This is a genomic window from Limnochordia bacterium, assembly GCA_023230925.1.
Taxonomy (GTDB): domain Bacteria; phylum Bacillota; class Limnochordia; order DUMW01; family DUMW01; genus JALNWK01.
The window spans coordinates 14,329-34,829 of record JALNWK010000026.1 but is presented as its reverse complement, the minus strand read 5'-3'; the positions used below and the strand labels follow the sequence as shown (position 1 = coordinate 34,829).

18 protein-coding genes are annotated in these 20,501 nt (G+C 47.4%); 10 read left to right on the top strand and 8 right to left on the bottom strand.

Annotated features, from left to right (window positions below):
- Positions 1 to 217: restriction endonuclease subunit S (locus tag M0Q40_07625; GenBank protein ID MCK9222476.1), on the top strand; the 217-nt coding region annotated here is incomplete at its 5' end.
- Complete coding sequence (locus M0Q40_07620) at positions 187 to 1,119, top strand: hypothetical protein (GenBank protein ID MCK9222475.1); 933 nt, start codon at positions 187 to 189, stop codon at positions 1,117 to 1,119. The genes M0Q40_07625 and M0Q40_07620, both read left to right, overlap by 31 nt.
- Positions 1,120 to 1,280: 161 nt before the next feature.
- Here the strand turns inward: M0Q40_07620 and M0Q40_07615 are convergent, their stop codons facing one another.
- Positions 1,281 to 2,264, bottom strand: a complete 984-nt coding sequence (locus tag M0Q40_07615) for a hypothetical protein (protein MCK9222474.1) — start codon at positions 2,262 to 2,264, stop codon at positions 1,281 to 1,283.
- 307 nt (positions 2,265 to 2,571) lie between these two features.
- Between M0Q40_07615 and M0Q40_07610 the strand changes: the two genes are divergently transcribed.
- The 6 genes from M0Q40_07610 (at position 2,572) to M0Q40_07585 (ending at position 8,911) form a co-directional block, all read left to right on the top strand.
- The gene (locus M0Q40_07610) at positions 2,572 to 2,748 is read left to right on the top strand and encodes an excisionase family DNA-binding protein (GenBank protein ID MCK9222473.1); all 177 of its coding nucleotides are present in this window, start codon (positions 2,572 to 2,574) and stop codon (positions 2,746 to 2,748) included.
- 28 nt (positions 2,749 to 2,776) lie between these two features.
- Positions 2,777 to 5,077, top strand: a complete 2,301-nt coding sequence (locus M0Q40_07605) for a phage/plasmid primase, P4 family (protein MCK9222472.1) — start codon at positions 2,777 to 2,779, stop codon at positions 5,075 to 5,077.
- Between the two features lie 420 nt (positions 5,078 to 5,497).
- Positions 5,498 to 5,803, top strand: a complete 306-nt coding sequence (locus M0Q40_07600) for a hypothetical protein (GenBank protein MCK9222471.1) — start codon at positions 5,498 to 5,500, stop codon at positions 5,801 to 5,803.
- Between the two features lie 13 nt (positions 5,804 to 5,816).
- The gene (locus tag M0Q40_07595; protein MCK9222470.1) at positions 5,817 to 6,764 is read left to right on the top strand and encodes a phage major capsid protein; all 948 of its coding nucleotides are present in this window, start codon (positions 5,817 to 5,819) and stop codon (positions 6,762 to 6,764) included.
- A gap of 239 nt (positions 6,765 to 7,003) precedes the next feature.
- The gene (locus M0Q40_07590) at positions 7,004 to 7,165 is read left to right on the top strand and encodes a transposon-encoded TnpW family protein (GenBank protein ID MCK9222469.1); all 162 of its coding nucleotides are present in this window, start codon (positions 7,004 to 7,006) and stop codon (positions 7,163 to 7,165) included.
- A 75-nt stretch (positions 7,166 to 7,240) separates the two neighbouring features.
- Positions 7,241 to 8,911, top strand: coding sequence for a recombinase family protein (locus M0Q40_07585; protein ID MCK9222468.1), 1,671 nt, complete (start codon positions 7,241 to 7,243; stop codon positions 8,909 to 8,911).
- Between the two features lie 95 nt (positions 8,912 to 9,006).
- Here M0Q40_07585 and M0Q40_07580 read toward each other — a convergent pair whose 3' ends face one another.
- From M0Q40_07580 to argC, 7 genes are all read right to left on the bottom strand, one after another.
- The gene (locus M0Q40_07580) at positions 9,007 to 10,425 is read right to left on the bottom strand and encodes a hypothetical protein (protein ID MCK9222467.1); all 1,419 of its coding nucleotides are present in this window, start codon (positions 10,423 to 10,425) and stop codon (positions 9,007 to 9,009) included.
- A 74-nt stretch (positions 10,426 to 10,499) separates the two neighbouring features.
- Positions 10,500 to 11,885 (bottom strand): argininosuccinate lyase, encoded by a 1,386-nt coding sequence (gene argH / locus M0Q40_07575; GenBank protein MCK9222466.1) that lies wholly within the window; start codon positions 11,883 to 11,885, stop codon positions 10,500 to 10,502.
- Positions 11,886 to 11,899: 14 nt separating this feature from the next.
- Positions 11,900 to 13,105 carry an argininosuccinate synthase gene (locus tag M0Q40_07570; protein ID MCK9222465.1) on the bottom strand — a complete coding sequence of 402 codons (1,206 nt, stop codon included), beginning with the start codon at positions 13,103 to 13,105 and terminating at the stop codon, positions 11,900 to 11,902.
- An 18-nt stretch (positions 13,106 to 13,123) separates the two neighbouring features.
- A complete protein-coding gene (locus M0Q40_07565) occupies positions 13,124 to 14,278 on the bottom strand; it encodes an aspartate aminotransferase family protein (protein MCK9222464.1) in 1,155 nt (384 codons plus the stop codon).
- 53 nt (positions 14,279 to 14,331) lie between these two features.
- Positions 14,332 to 15,198 (bottom strand): acetylglutamate kinase, encoded by an 867-nt coding sequence (gene argB, locus M0Q40_07560; GenBank protein MCK9222463.1) that lies wholly within the window; start codon positions 15,196 to 15,198, stop codon positions 14,332 to 14,334.
- Between the two features lie 13 nt (positions 15,199 to 15,211).
- Positions 15,212 to 16,414, bottom strand: coding sequence for a bifunctional glutamate N-acetyltransferase/amino-acid acetyltransferase ArgJ (gene argJ, locus M0Q40_07555; GenBank protein ID MCK9222462.1), 1,203 nt, complete (start codon positions 16,412 to 16,414; stop codon positions 15,212 to 15,214).
- Positions 16,415 to 16,432: 18 nt separating this feature from the next.
- Positions 16,433 to 17,467, bottom strand: a complete 1,035-nt coding sequence (gene argC, locus M0Q40_07550; protein MCK9222461.1) for an N-acetyl-gamma-glutamyl-phosphate reductase — start codon at positions 17,465 to 17,467, stop codon at positions 16,433 to 16,435.
- 209 nt (positions 17,468 to 17,676) lie between these two features.
- Between argC and M0Q40_07545 the strand changes: the two genes are divergently transcribed.
- Positions 17,677 to 18,033 carry a metalloregulator ArsR/SmtB family transcription factor gene (locus tag M0Q40_07545; GenBank protein MCK9222460.1) on the top strand — a complete coding sequence of 119 codons (357 nt, stop codon included), beginning with the start codon at positions 17,677 to 17,679 and terminating at the stop codon, positions 18,031 to 18,033.
- Between the two features lie 13 nt (positions 18,034 to 18,046).
- Positions 18,047 to 20,125: a cadmium-translocating P-type ATPase gene (gene cadA, locus M0Q40_07540; protein MCK9222459.1), complete on the top strand. Its 2,079-nt coding sequence runs from the start codon at positions 18,047 to 18,049 to the stop codon at positions 20,123 to 20,125.
- Positions 20,126 to 20,501: the final 376 nt, after the last annotated feature.

The window sequence follows — 20,501 nt, the reverse complement described above, 5'->3', positions numbered from 1 at the left end:
TACATCGCATTATTTCATAAGCACCATGAAAGAAAAAGCTGGTGGAACGGCAACACCAATTATAAATAGAGGCATATGGGACACACTCTTAGTTCCTCTCCCTCCCCTTGCTGAGCAAAAGCGTATCGTAGCCAAACTGGAAGAAATTCTTCCTCTTTGTGAGAAACTGAAATTAGGTGAATTTTTATGGCCCGTAAAAAAATTGAAACAATTGTAAACGAGAAAATAGCGCCATATTCGCTTAACGAGAGGGGTAAAGCACAATTGGCACAAATCATTAGAAAATATCCATATGAGATGCTGGTTGAATGCATTGATATTGGTATAAAACAGTATTTTCATTATGACAAAGATGGAGCCTTAACTCAAGAATCAGTTAATGAATTTTTAAATAAGCTTGGGGGAATAGCTTACAACAGGTCTAAAAACCCTATTGACCAAGAGATATCCCATATCAAGAACAAGTGCAAAAAAATATATGCATATTGGAATGATTATAAAGCAGATGATATCCTTTACAGATACATATTAGCCCTTAGAAAATCAGGCTGGACAGATAACCAAATTTTGAAGGATTTACAGACTGAAGTAAACAGGCTGATCAATTCATCTCGAAATTGGTCGCAATGGTCTGATACTATGGAAAAATGGATTGATGATATAAACCATTGGGAAGATGAAGACAACACCAGTATTAAGCAAGACGGCACGATTCTTCCAACTCCAATTTTCGAAAACCTCTCGCCTAATATTCGATCCGTATGCAAGCAGATTAATGCAAGTTATGAGAATAATCTCTTTGACTGTACAGCAGTGATGATGAGGCGGCTATTAGAAGGACTTTTGGTACTAACTTACCAAAACCTTGGTATTGAGGAGGAAATCACCGAAAAAAGTGGGCGGCACTCAACCCTTGATAAAATAATCAGAAATGCGGAGCAAAATTCCACTTTGGCACTGTCAGCAAATACTCGTCAGGACATGGTATTATTTAAGGATCTCGGCAATTATTCGGCACATAAAATTTGGTTTAACACCACCCAGCAAGATATTAAGCCGCACATTCTAAAATTTAGGACTATAATTGAAGAACTAATGTATAAAGCGGGACTAAAGTGAGCAGCGAGTATTAGCAACGTGCAACCTCGTTTTATTTAAACCAATCCAAACATCAAATACTTCACTACAGTGTCAAAATGTTCTGCTATTGCGGTATTTCTTCTATATAAAAGTCTTTTGTTTGAAAAAACACAGTAACATTAATGAATAATCTATCCTCATTACCTTACCAAACCGGGCCGGTAACGAGATCTTTTATTTTTGTTTTCTACTTCAGCCGCCTTCTTCCGGGCATAGCTCGCTCGCCTGTTTCTCCGATTCCGCTCGGCTTGGCAATCCCAACTATTACAATATAGCTGGCGGCTTGAATGCCGTACAAAGTATTTGCCGCAGGCAAGGCATGAGAGTATCGAGCCTTGCGATTCAAAATAGTTTAAATCTTCATCCACCGGTGGTGCAACGTCAGCCACCATTCTGGAAAAGGTGTACCAGCAAATATCGAATACCGATTGAATGTCGGCGCCGTACATCACTTTCCCGGTTTTCTTATCCAATTTCAGCCTCATACGGAAGTCCGGGAACATATCTATCGCTTGGGATACATGGTCATTGTAGTTCTCTAATATACGGGCCTTGTATTCCTCATCATCCTCGTATTGTCGGTATTTTTCAAGAAAAGCGAGACTGTCGCAAAGCCTGCCTTCATAATAAAGATTCCTTGCGTAGTCGATTTCTCCGTAGTATTTAACCCTTCTCAAGGCAAAGTAAAACTCAAATACAGTACCCAGACTGCATAAATCCTTTATGAATTGATTTACATAGAATGCGGCATCTTTCTGAATCAGATCCATGTATGTTATATGGGCAAAGTTTTCGCTATTCAACATTTCATAGAGACTGTCTATATTGTAAGGATGAATATTGTTTCTGCACCAATCCCAGACGGCATCTGTAATCGAAACAGTGCTGTCTGGGTTATTTAATTTTCCGTAAAGATTACACAGACTGACCAATAGCTCCTGTCCGGTAAGCGAATAATCAGTACCGCTTTCCGGAGCATGAAGCCCTGTGAAAACGGGCTTTAATACTTCGCCGTCGTCGTCATAGTCCGGAACATACTCGGGAAATCGCACAGCCCTATATATCATCTCGCCAACGCCGCCAATTTCAACAAAGCCGAGGTTTTCTACCGGCAGTTTTTTCATGGCAATCATCCTTTAAATGTAATCGTTATTGTAAGCGATGAAAATTTAACATCACTTACATTGTATTATACAATGGCATTGAAAACAAGAACAAATTGTAAAACCACTTAATTTCCGGTTCCTTGACAACTGAATAGTCCACCCGCAAGAGATACTTTTGCTGCGTCGCCGCCACGATGGTGAAAGCCGGAGCGCTTCTGCTGCAATCGGATACGAGGAGACCACGATCAGGTGGCTGCCTTAGGAACGGTAGCGAATGGTGGATGTAGAGACTAAAACAACTATCAAGACAAGGAGGAAAGAGAAAATGGAAAAGACGACCATGAGTGTGCAGGAACTGTCGGCACAGATGGGCATTAGTCTGCCGAAGGCCTACGAACTTGTAAAAAAGCCGGGATTTCCAGTCATACGGGTTGGTACGAGAATCCTGATTCCGGTTGAAGCTTTTAAGGAGTGGCTGGTCATAAACTCGGCGCACGAATAATGGCAGCACAAAATGCAGCAGAGAGGAGGTGGACAAAACGGCAAACGCAATGCAGGAACTGATGGATATGAAGATATGGTTTCTTTGGCGCAAAGAAATGGATGGCGACCGTATCAACAAAATTCCCTTTGCTGCTGGCGGTGGGGCGACAGGCACTAATGAAAAATACCGGCACACATGGGTTACCTACGACGAAGCACTTAGCTCACTGACTAAGCAAAGCGCTGCAGGTTTAGGTTTTGTAATACCTAAAGGCTACTTCTTCCTTGACATCGACCACAGGCCTATCACAGATCCCTTCGTACAGATACTGCTTGAACGTTTTAACTCCTATACCGAGCGTTCCGTCAGCGGAAATGGTATTCATATTTACGGTAAGTGTAATTTTGAGAAACTACCGACTTATGCAGACAAAAACGGCAATCCCAGACTAGATAAAGCTTACTATATGAAAAATCCAAGCAATCATTTGGAGCTTTATATAGGCGGACTTACAAATCGCTTTGCAGCCTATACCGGCGATGTGATTCTGAATGAGCCACTTAAAGAAAGCACAGCAGCCATTTTGCTCACTCTCGATAAGAATATGAGGAAGTCCAGGAAAGCAAGATACAGCGAAAAACGTGATGGTGACCGCGCCACTTTTGATATTGTCTGCAATCTCCGCAAACAGAAAAACGGAGATAAGTTCAAGAAACTATATGACGATGGAGATATCTCCGGATATAACTCACACTCCGAGGCTGACGCGGCACTGTGCGCCATGATTGCCTTTCGCACTGGGCCTGATCCTGCTGCTATTGATGATATCTTCCGCAGTTCTGCCCTCTACCGTGAAAAATGGGAGCGTGACGATTACAGAGAAGCCACCATCAATGCCGGTATCGATGCCTGTCATGGCATTTTCCATAAATCCAGGATGGAGCATCCGTACTTCATCAAATTTCACGAACAGACCGGTGAACCCTATGTCAGCGTTCCGCTCCTTGCAAAGTACGTACGCGAGCACCTCCGCTATGTGCTTGTAAGGGATAACGGAAAGCAGGGCCTTTTGAAATATGTCTACGAAAACGGCTGTTATCGGCTCTATGCCGACAATATGCTGATGGGCATTATCAAGCAGTACATCGCAGATTATGACGAGGAACTTGTGAGAATGGGCATCGTCAGCGAAACTTTACAGCATATCACCACTGACCTTAATTATGTTAGCCAGGATGAATTGAACGCCGATGAGGATTTAATCAACTTCAGAAATGGCCTGCTCCGTATCACTGCAGATAACGCCATTCTTGTACCACACTCCCCGGATATCCTCTCCACCATTCAAATTCCGTGCAACTGGACAGGAAGGGAAACGCCCACGCCGGTCTTCGACAGGTATATGCGCACCCTCACAGGCGGAGACAAGGCCATAGAACACCTGCTACTTGAGTTTATCGGTGTATGCATCTCCAACATCAAGGGATGGCGAATGAAAAAAGCGCTTTTCCTTGTCGGCGATGGCGACACCGGCAAATCTCAGCTAAAGAGTCTTGTAGAGCGGTTGCTCGGCAAGGGTAACTTTATAGGAATCGACCTTAAGGAGATTGAAGCGCGTTTCGGCACCGGCGCGATTTACGGCACACGACTTGCCGGTAGCTCTGATATGAGTTTTCTATCCGTAGATGAGTTGAAAACATTTAAGAAAATAACCGGCGGCGACAGCCTATATGCCGAGTTCAAAGGACAGCAGGCCTTTGAGTTCACCTACAACGGGCTGCTCTGGTTTTGCATGAACAGACTTCCCAAGTTTGGCGGCGATGATGGCAGATGGGTCTATGACCGTATTATGGTGGTGCGCTGCCCTAATGTCATTCCAAAGGACAAGCAGGACAAAACACTCCTTGACAAAATGTATGCCGAGCGAGATGGCATCGTCTACAAGGCTGTTAAGGCGCTGCAGGCGGTCATTGCAAACGGGTACAGCTTTTCCGAGCCGGACAGTGTAAGCCTTGCAAGAGAGCAATATATGTCGGAGAACAATACTGTGATCTCCTTCTATGAGGAATGTATGTGCGAGCGGTCAGAAGGCAAGTTTAATGATTCCGCTACAACGAGCCGCATCTACGATGTTTACAGGGCATGGTGCCATGACAACAATAACGGTTTTGCCAAGACAGCCAAAGAGTTCAGAGAGACATTGGCATCCCATCTCGGCTGCACCTTTAAGGAAATGACCGTTCATACCAATAAAGGCACCTATTATAAAAACCTCACTCTCACTATTGAGGCAAAGGAGCAGTACAAGAAGGCTTATGGCTATGACAGTACGGATTTTCTTGCTTAAAAGTGACAGAAGTGACAGTCGAGTGACAGTTCTCACAGGCAACTGTCACCGCGAAAACGCCCATATATCAAGGGTTTCCAGCCACAAGTGACAGTAGTGACAGTCTTTCAAACTTCTTAGCGGGAAAAATAAAGTTTGGAATTGTACAGAGAACAAGGAAAGGATTATGAGCTGTTGTGAGTATGAAATGAAAAGTTCTGTCATTTTTGTCACTTAAGCTATAAAAGCCTTGCTACGAGTCGCTTTTCAGCGTGACAGTTCATCAAAACTACTGTCACTGAACCGTCACTTCTGTCACCGGAAGTATCACTGGAGGGAGGAACAGCTATAGCGATTCATCATGACGAACACTCAGCAATTAGATCTACAGAAAATATCATCAACCGCATTCAAACATCTTAATTTTGAGGAGGGAAAAACATGAATTATCCGCTTATGAAAATGAACAAGGAAGGCACTCTGCTGCGACCGCAGCACACTTATTATTCCGATGAGTATGCCCAAGCCATGTGCGACCTGCATCTTTCCGATGTTGTCATCGAAGACGATAAAGGAAAGTTAAAAATGCGATACCGCCTCCATGCAAAGCATCCTCATACCATTGAAGGTGCTATGGCATATAGCATTCTGTGTCCGAAATGCCACCACCACTTGAAACAGGTGGGAAGATCGCTCAGCTACCATGACCTCGGTCTCTATGCCTGTCCATTCTGCGATAAGATTTAAGGAGGGGAACGCCATGAATTATACTGAAGTCAGAGTATATACCGGTCAGCCGGATTACAGCAAGCACTTCTGGAATGCCATGCGCGGCCAGGAAAGCGATTATTCCGGACTTTCCGAAGGCCGCAGCAGCGAGACGGGTACTTATGTCATGCCAAATGCCACAAATAACAAATATGAAGCAGCCATCATAAGCGAGAGCCTGTTCCGTAAAATCGGCACAACCTTTAACGTATATGAAGGCAGTTATCATATCCTTGCAAAGGAATACGATGACCTTGTGCAATTTGTGCCGGAAGGCGGCGCTATCCCAGTTTTTGACGGACTAAATGATTTCACTCAATACACCGTTGAAAGCCATAAGCTCGCTGTTCTTGTAAAAATGAATTCGGACTTTGTCCGCGATGCCGCATTCGACATTGAAAGCTACCTTGTAAAGCGCCTTGCCAGGAACTTTGCCAAAGCTGAGGACAACGCCTTTATTAACGGTACCGGTGTACAAATGCCGACAGGTATCTTAAACGGTGTAAACGGCGCTGAGGTTGCCTATGCTGTTGATGAAATCACCTATGATGATATAATCCGCCTGTACTTCTCTGTGAAGCCGGAATACCGCAAAAATGCTGTATGGCTCATGAACGATAAGACAGCCCTTGCCCTTCGCACAATGAAGGATGAAGCCGGAAACTACCTTTGGCGCGACAGCGATGATACCATTCTCGGCAAAAAGGTATTTGTCTCCGAGTTTATGCCGGATATGGAGTCCGGGTCAAAGCCTGTTGCCTTCGGTGATTTCAGCTACTACTGGATCATCTGCAGAAGCCCTGTCAGCGTGAGGGCGCTCTCAGAGAAGTTTGCCCTGCTCGACCAGATAGGTTACCTTGCCTTTGAGTTTATTGACGGAAAACTTATCCGCCAAGAGGCAGTGAAGGTAATTCAGAAGAATACTGGAACCAACGGTTAAGACATATGGTGGAAAGGCACAGTGGAAAATCCTGCTGTGCCTTTTCACCTAAAAAAGCACTTTTCAAGATGAAATACACACCAAGTTTATTTCAATTATTCGCATTTTATCCCGGTTGTTCCCTTAATACCCCGTTTGAATTCGCGTTTTTTCGCGCGAAACCCCACGCCCGTTGCACGATCGAAAGGGTGTAAGGATTTGTTACCCCCTACCCCAATGTCAGAAAGGAGGAGTGCCTTATGGCTGAGAAGACCATCTGCGTTACCGAAAAGGTAATCGGTGATACGCTCTACATTATAGAATCAGCAGTCAGCAGCACTGCCAAAGAAACCGCCTATGACAAGCTGAAACGAATGATACTTAACGGCACAGCAAAGCTTGAATTAAATAAGGCTTCTTAAACAAATAACTTGACTTCTTCGCGGCAGTACGGGAACATAGAGTACCGCTTGAAGACTGTCGGAAAGGAGGTAAACATGAATAGCAGGCAGTCTTATACTGCTGTGAAGAATAACGATAAAATAACCGCTCTGTATTGCCGTCTTTCACGAGATGACGAGCTGCAGGGTGATTCTAACAGCATTAAAAATCAGAAGACCATTTTACAGAAGTACGCTGATGACAACGGTTTTACAAACACTGAGTTCTTTGTGGATGATGGCTATAGCGGTACGAACTTCGACCGCCCGGATTGGCAGCGCCTTATCTCCCTAGTGGAAGAAGGCAGGATTGGCACCATCATTGTCAAGGACATGAGCCGTCTCGGAAGAGATTATCTAAAGGTCGGCTATTATACCGAAGTGCTCTTTCCCGGCTCCGACATTCGCTTCATAGCAATAAACAATAATGTTGACAGTGCCAACCAGCAGGACAGCGATTTTACACCGTTTCTTAATATCATCAACGAATGGTATGCCAAGGATACGAGCAAGAAGATACGCGCCGTTTTCAAGTCGAAAGGGCAATCCGGCAAACCGCTTTGCACCAATCCGCCTTATGGCTACATCAAAGACCCGGAAGACAAGACACGCTGGATAGTCGATGAAGAAGCCGCCAAAGTTGTGCGCGAGGCATTCCGCTTGTGTATGCAAGGGTATGGCCCTTCGCAGATAGCCAAGGAATTCACAAGGCGCAGAATTATGAATCCAACGGCTCACGCCAGGAAAAACGGAATCAATATTCCGGACAACAGAGGCCATGACGATGATTATGTCTGGCGAGGCAGCACAATAGTTCATATGCTTTCAAGGCAGGAGTATTTGGGACATACGGTTAATTTCAAAACTTACCGCAAGTCCTATAAGCAGAAAAAGCAGATGAAAAATGACCCGTCGGAGTGGATGATCTTCAAGAATACCCACGAAGCAATTATTGAGGAATCCGTATTCGAAGTAGTGCAAAGAATCAGGGATGGCAGACGCAGGCTCACACCGATGGGTGAAATGCCGCTTCTCTCCGGCATGATGTTCTGTGCGGATTGCGGAAACAAAATGTATCAGGTGCGTGGGCGGGGTTGGGAACATGAAAAAGAGTATTTTGTATGCGCTACCTACCGCAAGATAAAAGGCGGATGCAGTTCACACCAGATACGCAATGCGGTCGTTGAGGAACTGCTCCTTGACGGTATACGCCGCGTAACGGCTTTTGCCAGAGACTGTGAGGACGAATTCGTGGAAATGGTAACTAAGAAAACAAGGTCAGAGCTTGACAAAAGTATGCGTGACAGCAGACGCGAATTGGAACAGGCACAGGCCCGCATCGCCAAGCTGGACGAGATTATTCAAAGGCTCTATGAAGATAACATAGAGGGCAAGATATCCGATGAGCGTTTTACAAAGATGACCGCAAACTATGAAGCCGAGCAGCAGACTCTTGAGAAGCGAGTAACGGAACTGAAATCCATTATGACAGAGGAAAAAGAAAGCGCTCTCAATGTTAACCACTTCCTCTCACTGGTAAGAAAGTATACGGACATAAATGAACTCACAGCCGAGGTTATACGGGAATTCGTTGAAAAAATCTTTGTTTACAAGGCAGAGCGCATTGATGGCCGACGGGTACAGCGTATCAAAATCGTATGGAACTGCATTGGCGAGTTTGAGCCACCGGTTTCTACATCCACCACAAAGAATGAAAAATCGGCATAGCCGGTAAATACATACCAAACTATGCCGATATTTTTCCGGGATTGAGAATCCCTAAGACGCACCCTCAAAACCCGGGGGCTTTTCTATACCTATCCTTAAATCAACTCCGCCGTATATGCACAAGAAGAAATGGTATCCCCCATACCAACTGTACTTACTGGATTGGGTACCACGTGGGCTGGCACAACGAGAACATAATGATCTTCCAGCTCCACAATCCCCTCTTCGAGGAAGTTAGACGGTACTGGTAGTTCAGCTTCCGATGCAAAAATGCGGAGCTGTTCATAACCGATATCAGAGAGGGGTAGCTCTTTGGCCTCTCCTAACTGACCAAGTTTCACATAACCCCCGTACTTTGCCTTAATCGCATTCACTGATGAGCCAAATAGACAGGCTTCCCGTACCTTAGTTGGATCAATGGGATAGGGCTTTTTCAGCAGGACAACATAATAGCCTAGGTTGTGAATCTGGATCCGCTGTACCTGCATGTGACGGAGTAAGGCCAACCCACCAAGATACAAGGTATAAGCGGTCTCTCGTTTGGAAATGGCTTCCATTTCCTTCTGGCAGTCGAAGTCCTCAAGGACCCTCCGGATCTCATTCTCATTAATCCCAAAGCTTGTAATCCCTGTGGAGATCTGTTTTAGCATTAGTGGCTCTAGTTCCCGGGCCTTCATTGGTACATACTCATAGTGAATCAAAAGCTTGGGGTTTTTTGAGCGTAGAAGCTTCAGATCTCTTAAGGTATCAGCCATATATTCCTCGAAGGTACGTCCATCAGCACCCACATGATCAGCATAGTGGTATCCTGCCATAAAGGCCATGTTTAGCATTTCCCCAAGTCTCGGCAACAGATCGATCATCGGTTTAGAAAAACCCATGATCGAACCCGGGGGCCTGGTAGCCAAAATCACCCGATTTGCCCGGGGTGTGGTGAAAGTACCGTTGGGAAACTCAAAGGTAAGCCCTTTTCCGTATTCAAAGATCCAGTTTATCTTCACATCATCATTGGGGGAAGCTGCATCTGTAACTAGCTTGAGTGTGGGAGTCTCCCCTTCAATCACCGGTGTTCTTACAGTAGCAACAAACTGGTTCGCCTGTTTTGGAGCAAGCAGCGGTGTGTACACCACCGACTCCACATCAAGGGCGGCCATTTGGTTAGCAATAATCCCGGCCTGTCCTCCCATGGACTCCACCCCATCGGTGAAAAACCGATCCAGCCAAGTGAGAAGCTCTTCATTTTCTAAAACAATATGAAAGGATTTGCCCTTGGATAGACGATCCTGGAGGACCACAAAAAAAGTTTCCTTGCTGCAGACAGTCCCCACATCGGCAATGGAGGTGCTTTCCACCCGCTGCCAATCTATATCGGGATTACTGTCGATAATCACTTTCATTTTCTCTGGTGTTACATGTACAACCTTGTCTATATTCGTATTAAAGGCAGCAAAGATCCGACCCTTGGGTTCTTGCTGCACCATTTGCGCAACTCGCGACTCCCATACTGCGTTCAATCCAAATCACTCCTTACTGCGAAGTCTAAAGGACAACTCCTATCAGCTTCCTTTACTTCTACAAAGCAAATGTTTTATCCTTCTTGCTGCCCTAGAAGCTTTCTTGCTTCGCTGATAGCTTCTTTGACTTGCTGTGGAGCGGTTCCCCCGTAGACACTTCGGTTATTCAGACTCTTTCTGGGATCCAGGTGGTCGTAGACATCCTGATCCACTAGGGCGCCTAGTTCTTTAAGCTCCTCTAGGCTAAGACTCCATAATTCCCGATTACTCTCGATGCAAAACAATACACAACGACCCACAATTTCATGGGCCTGCCGGAAGGGTACGCCCCGTTTGGCCAGATAGTCCGCCAAGTCGGTGGCCGTAAGAAAACCCTTCTGTACCCCTTGGGCCAGGTTTTCTTTCTTGACCTTCATGGTGGCTAGCATCGGGGCTAGGATCTCCAAACACCCGGTAAGTGTATCTATGGTATCAAAAAGGGGCTCCTTATCCTCTTGCATATCCTTATTATATGCTAGAGGCAGCCCTTTCATCGTCGTGAGAAGACTGACTAAGTTACCATACACCCGTCCGGTTTTGCCCCGAATCAGCTCCGCAAAGTCAGGGTTTTTCTTTTGCGGCATGATGCTGCTGCCGGTAGCGAAGGCATCGTCCATTTCAATGAAACCAAACTCCACAGAGTGCCAGATCACCAGTTCCTCACAAAGCCGACTGAGATTACTCATTAAGATACTGCTTGCACCCATAAATTCCAGTAGATGATCCCTAGCAGAGACCGCATCAATACTGTTAGGCATCGGACACTTAAGACCTAGTTCTGAGGCCACAAAATGTCGATCAATGGGATACCCCGAGCCAGCCAAGGCACCAGCGCCTAAGGGCGACTGATCATTTCGTTTAGCACAATCGGCAAACCGTTCCTTATCCCGTTCTAGCATATGAAAGTAGGCCAGGAAATGATGGGCAAGCAGAATTGGCTGAGCCCGTTGTAGATGGGTATACCCTGGAATAATCGTGTCCTGATGTTCCTCTGCGAGATCGAGTAGGACCGACTGGAGATGATGAATAAGCCCCATGATTCTCTTGATCTCATCCTTTAGGAATAGACGAATGTCAAGCGCCACTTGATCGTTTCGGCTGCGACCGGTATGCAGCTTTTTCCCCAGATCCCCCACTCGTTCAGTCAAAAGGGCCTCAATGTTGGTGTGAATATCCTCTAAACCCAGTGACAGCTGAACTTTGCCCGTAGCAATATCCTGGTCAATATCCTCTAGGGCAGCAATCACCCCTGCCGCCTCGTCGGGGGTAAACACCCCTGCCTGGACTAAGGCCTTCGCTTGCACGATACTGCCTTGGATATCATATTTATACAGCCGCTGGTCAAATTTCAGCGACGCGCCAAATTCATTTGCAAATGCAGCCGCTTCTTTGGTGAAGCGGCCTCCCCATAGTTTACCCACGGTAACCCCTACCTTTAATCATTGCCTTTGAGCATCCGATTGGAAGCCCTTTGGGTCCCTAGGCCAAACAACCGGATGAACCCGGCAGAATCCTTTTGATCATAGTCCCCGCCCGCCTCAAAGGTGGCCAAGGTTTCATCGTACAACGCGTAAGGGGAATAGCGGCTAAGCGGAGTCAAGTTCCCTTTGTAAAGCTGTACCGTAACCGTACCAGTGACATAACGCATGACATCCTCTAGGAAGGAGTCTAGTCCTGCCTTTAGCGGAGTAAACCACTGACCATAATAGACAAGCTCGGCATAGCGATCAGAAACTAGGGACTTAAACTTAGTTACCTCACGATCCAAGGTGAGGCTTTCCAAATGACGTAGGGCAAAGAACAGTAGAGTGCCCCCTGGAGTCTCGTAGACTCCTCTCGATTTCATCCCCACTAAGCGGTTCTCGATAATATCTACACGGCCTACACCGTTCTTGGCGGCAATGTCATTGGCCCGCTCGATGATGGTTACCGGATCAAGTCGCACCCCATCAATTCCTACGGGAATACCTGCCTCGAAGTCAATGCTGATCACCGCTGGATCATCCGGTGCATCCATGGGATCCACCGTCCATTTGAACATGTCTTTTCGGGCCGGGGACTTAGCATCCTCCAAGATGCCACCTTCATAGCTAATATGCCAGAGATTACCGTCCATACTATAGGGTTTTTCCTTGGTAGCCTCCACAGGGATACCCCGGGTTTTGGCATAGTCAATGGCCTGCTCCCTTGAGGCAATATCCCAGATCCGCCAAGGGGCGATGATCTCAAGCTCTGGCCCTAGGGCCTGGAAGGTTAGTTCGAATCTAACCTGATCGTTTCCCTTACCAGTACAACCATGACAGACCGCAGTAGCACCCTCAGCTTGGGCCAATTCCACCTGTTTCTTGGCAATAAGGGGTCGACCAATGGCGGTTCCCAGATAATACTGCCTTTCATACAAAGCTCCCGCCCGGAGGGTGGGAAAAGCATAGTCCCTAATAAACTCTTCTTTCAGGTCATCGACAATTACCTTGGCTGCGCCACTTTTATAGGCCTTCTCCTGCACCTTATCCCAATCCTCTTCTTGGCCTAGGTCCGCAGCATAAGCAATTACTTCATAGTTGTAATTCTCATTCAGCCAAGGGATAATAATCGATGTATCTAGGCCTCCCGAATAGGCTAAGACTATTTTCTTACTCATTTTTGCTTCCTCCTTGTTTTAGGCCCGTCCTTTTAGGATCTTCTCTAAGACGGTAATCACCAAGTCAATCTCTTTTTCGGTCACAATCAGTGGAGGTAGGAATCTTAAGGTGCTTGCTCCCGCGACCCCCACCAAAACCCCGGCGTTTAGGAATTCCGCCACGACCTCCCGGGCGGGAAAGGTCAAATCAACACCGAGCATTAACCCAAGGCCCCGGACACCTGTTACCAGATTAGGCCACTGGGACTGTACTTCCTCTAAGCGATTCTTGAAATATAATCCTTTATGCTCAACCTGGGCCATGAGGCCCTCCCCAGTGAGTACCTCCATCACCGCCAGGGCAGCCTTACAGGCTACCGGATTCCCGCCAAAGGTCGAGGCATGGGTGCCAGGAACAAAGCTTCTAGCCACCTGTGCCTTGGCCAGTACCGCCCCGATGGGAATGCCACCGCCTAGGGATTTAGCCAAGGTGACAATATCCGGGACTAAATCATAGTGTTCGTAGGCAAAAAGTTTGCCTGTCCGACCTAGTCCTGCTTGAACCTCATCCAAAATCAAGAGTATATCCTTTTCTTGACACAGCTTTGCCACAGCCTGGAGGTAATCATAGTCGCAGGGCCGTACGCCCCCTTCCCCTTGGACGGGCTCAAGCATAATGGCGCAGGTCCGATCCGTAATGGCTTCCTGTAAAGCGTCCAGGTCATTTAACGGAACATAGCTAAAACCAGGCGTCAAAGGAGCAAAGCCCTCCTGGTACTTTGTCTGACCTGTGGCCGTCACCGTGGTAATGGTACGGCCATGGAAGGACTTTTCGGCAGTAATCACATCTGCCCGACCAGCGCCGTATTTATCATAAGAATAGCGTCGGGCTAACTTAATCGCCCCTTCATTGGCCTCTGCTCCACTATTGCAGAAAAAGGCCTGATCCAGTTTGGCCAATGTACACAGGACCTGGGCCAATTCCGCTTGCTGTTCAATATGATATAAATTCGAGCAATGCATCAGGGTTTGCACTTGCTCTGTGACCGCCGCCACCACCTTGGGATGGCAGTGGCCTAAGTTGCAGACTGATATACCCGCCAGAAAGTCTAAGTATTCCTTCCCCGATGCATCCCACACCGATGTTCCTTTACCCTTAACCAACGCCAAGTCAAACCTAGCATAGGTGGGCATCAGGTACTGGTTAGTCTTGGCCTTGGTCTTCTCAAAGGTCGTCTTCTCCACGTTTAGTCCTCCTTAGTAACCATGGTGCCAATCCCCTGATCGGTGAAAATCTCCAGTAATAGAGAGTGGGGTTTTCGTCCATCAATAATATGGGTCCTGGCCACGTTATGTTCAAGGGCATCAATGCAGGCGGTGACCTTAGGAATCATGCCGCCACTGATCTGCCCGCTTTCAATCATCAGTCTGGCCTTGGCAATACTCAGCTGACTGATGAGGCTCGCCGGGTCATCACCACTACCGAAGATTCCCTCTACATCGGTAAGCATGATCAATTTCTCGGCCCCTAATGCCACTGCCAGTCGACCAGCAACCAGATCCGCATTAATATTGTAGCTTTCCCCATCTGCACCGATCCCCACCGGAGTAATCACTGGGATGTAGCCATTCTCAGTGAGGGTATTGACGATGCTCGGATCAATTTGGGTAATCTCTCCTACATAACCAAGGTCCCTTTTGCCGTTTTGCATTTTCTCTGCGTGAATCAGGTTACCATCCTTACCACAAATTCCGACCGCCTTGCCACCGTTTTGGTTAATGAGACTGACGATCTCCTTGTTAATCTTGCCCACAAGGACCATCTCCACGATCTCCATGGTTTCCCTATCGGTCACCCGCATTCCATCCACAAAACAGGGTTCCTTACCCATTCGTTTCATCGTGCTAGAGATGGCAGGGCCCCCTCCATGAACCACCACTGGATTAAGTCCCACATAGCGCATCAGGATTAAATCCAGTGCCACCGCTTCCCGCAGGGAATCATGGGTCATGGCGGCACCACCGTACTTAATTACAAAGGTCTTCCCAAAGAAGTTGCGGATATATGGTAACGCCTCGATTAATACATTTGCCTTCTTAACTAGTTGGTCCAACCAAACAGCCCTCCTACGTTCGATAGTGTGCATTTATCTTCACATAATCATAAGTCAAATCGCAAGTCCAAGCAGTAGCTTCCGCTGGGCCCTGCTTTAGATCTACCGTAATCACAATGGTCTTTTGACTTAGAATCTCCTTTGCTAGTTCCTCGTCAAACTCCAATCCCCCACCCTGTTGGGCTACTTGCAGATTACCAATGAAAACGTCTGTTTTCCAAGGATCAAAATCCACTCCAGCGTAACCTGCGGCACACAGGATCCGGCCCCAATTGGCATCTTCACCAAACATTGCAGTCTTCACTAGGTTAGATTCCGCAATGGACTTGGCTATTTGCCTGGCCTGCTTCTCGGTGGGTGCGTTTTGGACCTTGATCTCGATCATTTTCGTAGCCCCCTCACCGTCTTTAACAATATCCTTAGCTAGTTTCTCGGTGACCTGTGCTAAGGCTTTGCAGAAAGCGGCAAAGGAGTCATCTTCGCAGGTGATCCGAGGATTACCCGCGGCCCCATTGGCTAACAACATCACCGAATCATTCGTCGAGGTGTCACCGTCGACGGTAATCATATGGAAGGTGCGGTCAACACACATCTTAAGGGCCCGATCTAACAGTTCCGGTGCGATATCCACATCGGTGGTTACAAAAGCAAGCATGGTGGCCATGTTAGGATGAATCATCCCAGAACCCTTGGCCATCCCTCCCACCCGAATGGTGTGACCTTGATGGACATACTCCACTGCAATTTCTTTGGCGAAGGTATCGGTGGTCATGATCGCCGATGCGGCATCACATCCTCCATTCTCGGATAGTCTAGCTGCAGCTTCCTCAATCCCAGACTCGATTTTCTCGATGGGCAGGGACTGACCAATCACTCCGGTTGAAGCAACCAGTACTTGATCCTCACTTAGACCGAGAACCTGGGCTGTTTTTTTAATCATCTGCCAGGCCTTGGCCAGTCCATCGGGACCTGTACAGGCATTGGCATTACCACTATTTACTACTATCGCCTGGATGTGTGGCCCCTTGGCCAATTGCTCCTTGCAGACTTGAACAGGAGCTGCCGCCACTAGGTTCTTTGTGAACATTGCTGCGGCCACCGCGGGATGCTTTGTAAAAACCAAGGCAAGGTCAGTCCGTTTCTTTTTTATTCCGCTGTAAACCCCTGCAGCAACATACCCCGTTGCCGCAGTGATTCCCCCTTCAATTAACTTCATAGGCTAAGTTTTCCTCCTCTATGGAAGTAAAGCTGTGGAAAGAAGTCCCTCGGTTTCGGGACGCCCAAATAAGAGATTCATGTTCTGAATAGCCTGCCCGGCGGCACCCTTTCCGAGATTGTCAATAACCGAGAGAATGACAACCCGTCTCATGCGGGGATCCACCCGGAGGGTCATATCACAGAAATTGGTGCCGTAAACCGCCTTAGTCTCAGGATTCCCCTCGGTTAAGACCCGCACAAAGTAGGCATCAGCATAGAAATCCTGGTAAAGATCAAATAGTTCCGATTCATTAACATCCACCACTAGCTTCCCGGAAATGGTACTATGAATACCCCGGGTCATGGGGACTAAGTGGGGCGTAAAGGTAAGCATAGTCTCCTGGCCGGCTAAGGCGCTTAGCTCCTGTTCAATTTCCGGTCGATGCCGATGGGAGATAAGTCCATAGGCCCGTAGATTCTCAGTACACTCAGGATAATGATACATGGGCTTTGCTGTAGCGCCAGCACCCGAGACTCCTGACATGGAATCGGAAACGATACTAGCAAGGTCTAGATAACCCTTACTTAATAGGGGAGCTAATCCGAGGATGATACTAGTGGGATAACAACCGGGATTAGCCACCAGATCTGCCCCTTTGATCTGTTCTTTATACAACTCACAAAGACCATAGACCGCCGTCTTAGAAAGCTCAGGGCAGACATGCTCTATCCCATACCATTCTTCGTATATTTTTACATCTCGGAAACGAAAGTCAGTACCCAGATCAATTAGCTTAACTCCTCCGGCCAACACCTCTTCCGCTAATGCCATACAGCCCCCATGGGGAACTGCTGTGAATAAACAATCACAGTTCTCCTTGATCATCTCTGTATTAATCTCGGAAGATTTAAGATCCAAGTGACGGAAGGCTGGTGTCGCTTTGCCCAGGGGTTCCCCCACATATGTACGGGACCCGGCATAGGTCACCTTAGCAAAGGGGTGATTTAACAGCAGCCGAATAAGCTCTCTGCCTGCATAACCAGATGCGCCAATAATTCCTACTCTAATCAACTGTAACCATCTCCTACTTCGAGCTGCTCATAATTATACCAGAAGTACGTATAAATATGCAATAGGCATTTTGCATGTTTGCAACTATCTCAGAATATCATACAGGCCCTGTGGATGCAATATCGCTTGACAAAGACGCTTCTACGCTTTAGGATATATCTGAACATATGAACACTCATTCATATGTTTGGGAGGGGGGGGGAAAACCGATGCAAGAAAAGGACGTTTGTGATAGCTTGCATCTACATCAGGACATTCTCCAAAAGATGCAAGGAGAAGTCCTTTCCGATGAACTTGCGATAAAACTAGCTGAGACCTTCAAAATCCTAGGGGATCCCACCCGGGTACGGATTATCCATGCCCTTTTTCAAAGACCACTTTGTGTTTGCCATATTGCAAATCTTTTAGGGATCTCCCAGTCGGCGGCTTCCCATCAGCTGCGCTCCTTAAGGAATATGCGGATCGTCAAGTACTATCGGGATGGGAAAAACGTGATCTATAGTTTGGATGATGAGCACATTGTGGGTCTTTTCCGCGAGGGACTAGAACACATCATGCACAATTAAGAAGGTGATTGTTATGGCGCATAAAGAATTGGTTTACAGTTTTCACGGGCACGCATGTCCAAGCTGCCAAGCCCTTGTTATTGAAGCAATTGGCGATTTACCTCGGGTTCACTCCGTCAAACAGAAGGGACAGCGGTTCACCTTGGTTGTAGAGGAACCGGGGCCCACCCTGCAGGAAATCCGCTCGGTGGTGCAAACTATTGAACCTGGTCTAGACGTAGTAGAAGAAGAACACCATCATGAAACAAAAGGTGCGCTATGGGAACTGGCAGTTGCCCTTCTGCTTACACTGATCGCCTTCGGACTTAGGTCCCCGGCCAGGGAGATCGCTTTTGTCCTTGCATATATTGCGGTGGGATATCCCGTAGTGCATACTGCATTGGCTGGCCTATGCCGGGGAAACCTGTTCAATGAGAATACATTAATGAGTATTGCCACCATTGGTGCCATCTTTTTGGGTAATCATCTGGAGGCAATTGCCGTCATGTTCTTTTACCGGATTGGTGAGCTTTTGGAACACTTGGCAGTACATCGGTCCCAGAAATCGATCTCTTCCCTTTTAGAACTATGGCCTGAGAAGGCAAACTTAGTCAAAAACGGACAAATCCAGGAGGTGGATCCGGACCAACTGCAAATTGATGATGTCATCATCATTAAGCCCGGCGAGAAGGTCCCTACCGATGCATTGATCCTGGAAGGCTACTCCAAAGTGGATACCGCTGCTCTAACCGGTGAATCAATGCCCAAGGATATGGCCGTACAGGATACCCTACTCAGTGGAATGGTTAACCTAAGCTCGGTACTAAAAGCAAAGGTTATCCGGCCGATGAACGAATCCGCGGCGGCAAAAATTGTGGAGCTTGTGGAAGAAGCCCGTAAACAGAAGGCGCCTACAGAGAAGTTCATTACCCGCTTCGCCCGGTATTATACACCGGTGGTGGTGGCCTTGGCGCTGGCAATTGGCGTAGTCCCACCCCTAGTAGGATTTGGCGAATTTCCCCAATGGATTTACCGTTCCTTAGTCTTTTTGGTAATTTCGTGTCCTTGTGCTTTGGTGCTTTCGATTCCCTTAAGTTTCTTCGCGGGCATCGGCAAAGCAGCTTCTGAGGGAGTACTAGTACGGGGTGGCAATTACCTAGAGGGGCTATCTAAACTGGATACCATCGTTTTCGATAAGACAGGTACTCTAACCACAGGTGAGTTTCACCTAAGCGGGATCCACCCCCAGAATGACTTCACTCCCGAGGACCTATTGCGGTATGCGGCCTATGCCGAAAGCTTCTCCAATCACCCCATCGCTCAGTCTATCCTATCCGCTGCAGCGTTGGAGGGACCCCTCCTAAATGAGAAGATTATTCATGAGGAAATACCGGGGATGGGAATCAAAGCTGTGAAGGACGGCCAAGAGATCCTGGTGGGAAATGAGAAACTCATGGATTACTTCCAGGTACCCTATGCAACCGGAGTTTTAGGAACGGCTGTTCATGTGGCGGTAGGTGGTAAGTATGCGGGTTGGGTGGGCGTTGCTGATACAATTAAGAAGAACACCCAGGAAGCCATACAGTTACTACGTAAAGAGGGCGTAGGGCGCATGGTCATGCTCACAGGTGATGCTTCCCACTCCGCCCAGACTGTGGCTACAAAACTCGGGCTTGATGAATTTCACGCCGAATTACTCCCTGCGGATAAGGTGGACCACCTTGAACGATTACTGAGTACAAGCAATGGTACCACCGCCTTCGTGGGTGACGGAATCAATGATGCGCCGGTATTGGCCCAAGCCGATATCGGGATTGCTATGGGGCAAGTGGGCTCCGATGCCGCGGTTGGCACTGCCGATGTGGTCCTCATGCATGACCAGCCCGGTCAACTGGTTCTCGCGGTGCAAATTGCCAAGCAAACGAAGAGGATCGCCCAGCAAAACATCGCCTTTGCCTTAGGTGTAAAGGTTTTGGTGCTAATCCTGGGAGCCTTCGGTCTATCCACGCTTTGGGAAGCCATCTTTGCTGATGTTGGTGTGACACTACTTGCTGTGCTAAATGCCATGAGAATCGCTAGGTTTGAACCAACCGGTGTCTGCATAAGATCATAATCGTGTGTATTTTGGTGACAAAGTATTTCATGGGAAAGCCCCTGCTCAGTGTAGTAGGGGCTTTTTACTTCGATAGAGCAATCATGCCTGGGCCATAGTTCAGTCTCTTCCCAAAGATAGAACGCCAATTCTTCACCTCCAGGAAGAAGTCGGTTTCCCTTGTCCTGGCATTTGGTGGCATGGACTTTCCTGTAGAAAATAGCACCTGGAGCCTTAGCAAACGGTATCGAATAAGACCGCAATACAGGAGGCATAGGAATCGAGTAGCCTATTAGACAATAGCGGGACTAAGACACCTTACGTCGACATTCCCCCAGAGGATATCCGAAAACAGGTATGGCGCTTGTCGGCTGGTTTTGGTCAGTCTGGTGAGAAT